We start from the raw sequence: 2415 nt of genomic DNA, 5'->3' as shown, positions 1-2415 counted from the left end.
CGACGGCGAGATCCACACCCCGCCGCTCGCCTCCGGCTGCCTCGCCGGTATCACCCGGGCGCTGGCCGCCGAGTGGACCGGCGCCAAGGAGACCGACCTGCCGCTGGACGTCCTGGAGCGGGCCGAGGAGATCTTCCTGACCTCCACCCTGCGGGACGTACAGGCCGTGCACCGCGTCGACGACCGCCAACTCACCGGCACGCCGGGCCCGGTCACCGCCAAGGCCATGCGCGTCTTCGACGAGCGGTCCGGGGACGACCTCGATCCGTGAGCCGGGACGCCGCCGCGGACGCGGTGAGCCGCGGGGGTTACGGGGCTGCCCGGTCCCGTGATTCCTCAAGGGTCTTCACCCGATCCTCGTGACGCCGACGATCCGCCCGCGCCGTGATCCTCGCGGCCGGAGCGTCGGCCCGCTCGCACCGCCGGGTGCGCGAGCCGCAGGGCCCGTGCTCGTCGGCTCGTCCCGCGCTTCTCACCGATATTCGGCTGACCCGATGCCTCGCGCCGGGTAGAACTCCCCTGATGACCACGACTCTGCGGCCGACCGAGCCGCTTCAGCACGCCGCCGACGGGACGCGATCGCGTCGCTACCAGGTCTGCGTGAACAGCCGTCCCGTCGGCGCGATACACCTCGGCACGAGTCCCACGTTCGGTCCCACGGTGGTACGGATCCTGGACCTGCGCATCGAGGAGCCGGACCGGCGGCGCGGCCGGGGCACGGTGGCGGCGCTGGCCGCCGAGGAGGTGGCCCGCGGCTGGGGCGGCCGGCGGATCGAGGCGTCGGTGCCCGCCGATTCCGAGGCGGCACTGCGGATGGCTACGTCCCTCGGCTACGTCCTGCGCAACCGCACCATGGAGAAACCCCTCGGCGACACCCCGCCCGAACTGCCCGCCGGGAGCCGGGGCCGGGCGATGACACCGGCCGAGTTCGAGGTCTGGCGGGAACACGAGAAGGAGGCCTACGCGCGGGACTGGATCGAGCGCGGTGTCCCCGAGGAGCAGGCCCGCGCCAAGGCCGAGAAGGACCAGGCGACCCATCTGCCCGACGGCCTGGCCACCGAGGGCATGCTGTTCAGCGTCCTGGAGCACGAGGGAACGCCGGTCGGCACGCTGTGGACGGGTTCCCGCGACGGCCGGGCCTTCGTCTACGACGTCGAGACCGACCCGCGCTACCGGGGCCAGGGGCACGGCAGGACGCTGATGCTGCTCGCGGAGGCACAGGCCGTCGCGGCGGGCCGGCCGGCCATCCGCCTGAACGTCTTCGCGGGCAACCCTCCCGCCGAACGCCTCTACGAGTCACTCGGCTACGGGACGACCGCCCGCCACGTCTACAAGGAGCTGTTCTGAGACGCCGGCGCCCCGCGGGTCACGCGCCCTCGGCGAGCAGCCGGTCCGCGATCTCCTCGACGCGCTCGCGCAGCCCCTCCTGGCTCTTGCCCCCGTCGAGGCGCTCGCCGCCGATGACATAGGTGGGCGTGCCGGTGACGCCGATCGCCTTGCCCTCGGCCTGGTCGGCGTCCACGATCAGGATGTGCCGGCCGTCGATCAGCGCGGTGTCGAACTCCTCCGCGTCCAGGCCGAGTTCACGGGCCACCTCGACGAGGAGCGGCTCGCCCTCGCGGTCCAGCTCGGTCACCCGGCCGAGCACGGCCTCGACGTACGGCCAGCCCTTGCCCTGCTCTACGGCCTCCTCGGCGGCCTGCGCTGCGGCGAAGGCGTACGTGTGCTTCTCCAGCGGGAAGTGCCGCAGCCGCACCTCCAGGCGGTCGCCGTACCGGGCACGCAGGGCACGCAGGTCGTCCAGCGCGCTGTGGCAGTCCGGACACTGCAGTTCGCACCAGACGTCCAGAACGGGGACGGCGGGCCTGGCGGGGGAGGAGTCGCTCATGCGCCCAGTCTTCCAGCCCGGACCCGTACACCCCAACCGGACCGATCGCACGCCCCGCGTGATCCGCCGAGGGCCCCCCGCGGACGTACGGCGTCGACCGGCACCTGCGGAGGAGCCGACCCGGAGATGTCCCTGATGTCGGGCCGGAGCATGGCCCGGCGGGGTGCGGACGGTGCAGGATGGAAGGGACGAAGTGCCCCGCCCGACCGAACCCTGCCTGGAGGACCGGATGATTGCCGAGACCGTCTGTTCCGCCGTCTCCGCGGCCGGCCTGGGCATCGCGGTGGTGACGGCGTACCGCAAGCGCTTCCTCGCGGCCGCCCGCATCGCGGCCTACTCCCTCGTGCCCGTCGGGCTGGTGATGACCGGCGTCGTCGGCTGGGCCGCCGACACCGCGTTCAGTCCCACGGCCTGGGCGGGCTTCGCCGTGCTCGGCGGGGCCTGGGCCCTGTTCGCGACCACCCGTGCCGTGGAACGCCGGCGCGGCGGGCGCGGCGGGCGCGGCGAGCGCCGGGAAGCCGGAGCGG

Annotated in this window: 4 protein-coding genes; 3 read left to right on the top strand and 1 reads right to left on the bottom strand. The window is 73.8% G+C overall.

The annotated features are described in order from the left end of the window. Together ABZT03_RS43810 and ABZT03_RS43805 are read left to right on the top strand one after the other, a co-directional pair. A partial coding sequence (locus tag ABZT03_RS43810) for an aminotransferase class IV (RefSeq protein WP_356049853.1) occupies nucleotides 1-271 on the top strand: 271 nt, incomplete at its 5' end. 251 nt (nucleotides 272-522) lie between these two features. Beyond that, on the top strand, nucleotides 523-1347 hold the full coding sequence (locus ABZT03_RS43805) for a GNAT family N-acetyltransferase (RefSeq protein WP_356049852.1): 825 nt from the start codon (nucleotides 523-525) through the stop codon (nucleotides 1345-1347). Between the two features lie 19 nt (nucleotides 1348-1366). On the opposite strand, the gene ABZT03_RS43800 is transcribed toward ABZT03_RS43805, so the two are convergent. After that, nucleotides 1367-1888 carry a DsbA family protein gene (locus ABZT03_RS43800; RefSeq protein WP_356049850.1) on the bottom strand — a complete coding sequence of 174 codons (522 nt, stop codon included), beginning with the start codon at nucleotides 1886-1888 and terminating at the stop codon, nucleotides 1367-1369. A gap of 229 nt (nucleotides 1889-2117) precedes the next feature. Between ABZT03_RS43800 and ABZT03_RS43795 the strand changes: the two genes are divergently transcribed. After that, nucleotides 2118-2415: hypothetical protein (locus ABZT03_RS43795; RefSeq protein ID WP_356049848.1), on the top strand; the 298-nt coding region annotated here is incomplete at its 3' end.

This window comes from Streptomyces sp. NPDC005574 (genome assembly GCF_040605435.1).
Taxonomy (GTDB): Bacteria; Actinomycetota; Actinomycetes; order Streptomycetales; family Streptomycetaceae; genus Streptomyces.
Note: the sequence above shows the minus strand (reverse complement) of the source record. Positions and strands in the feature narration are given on the sequence as shown.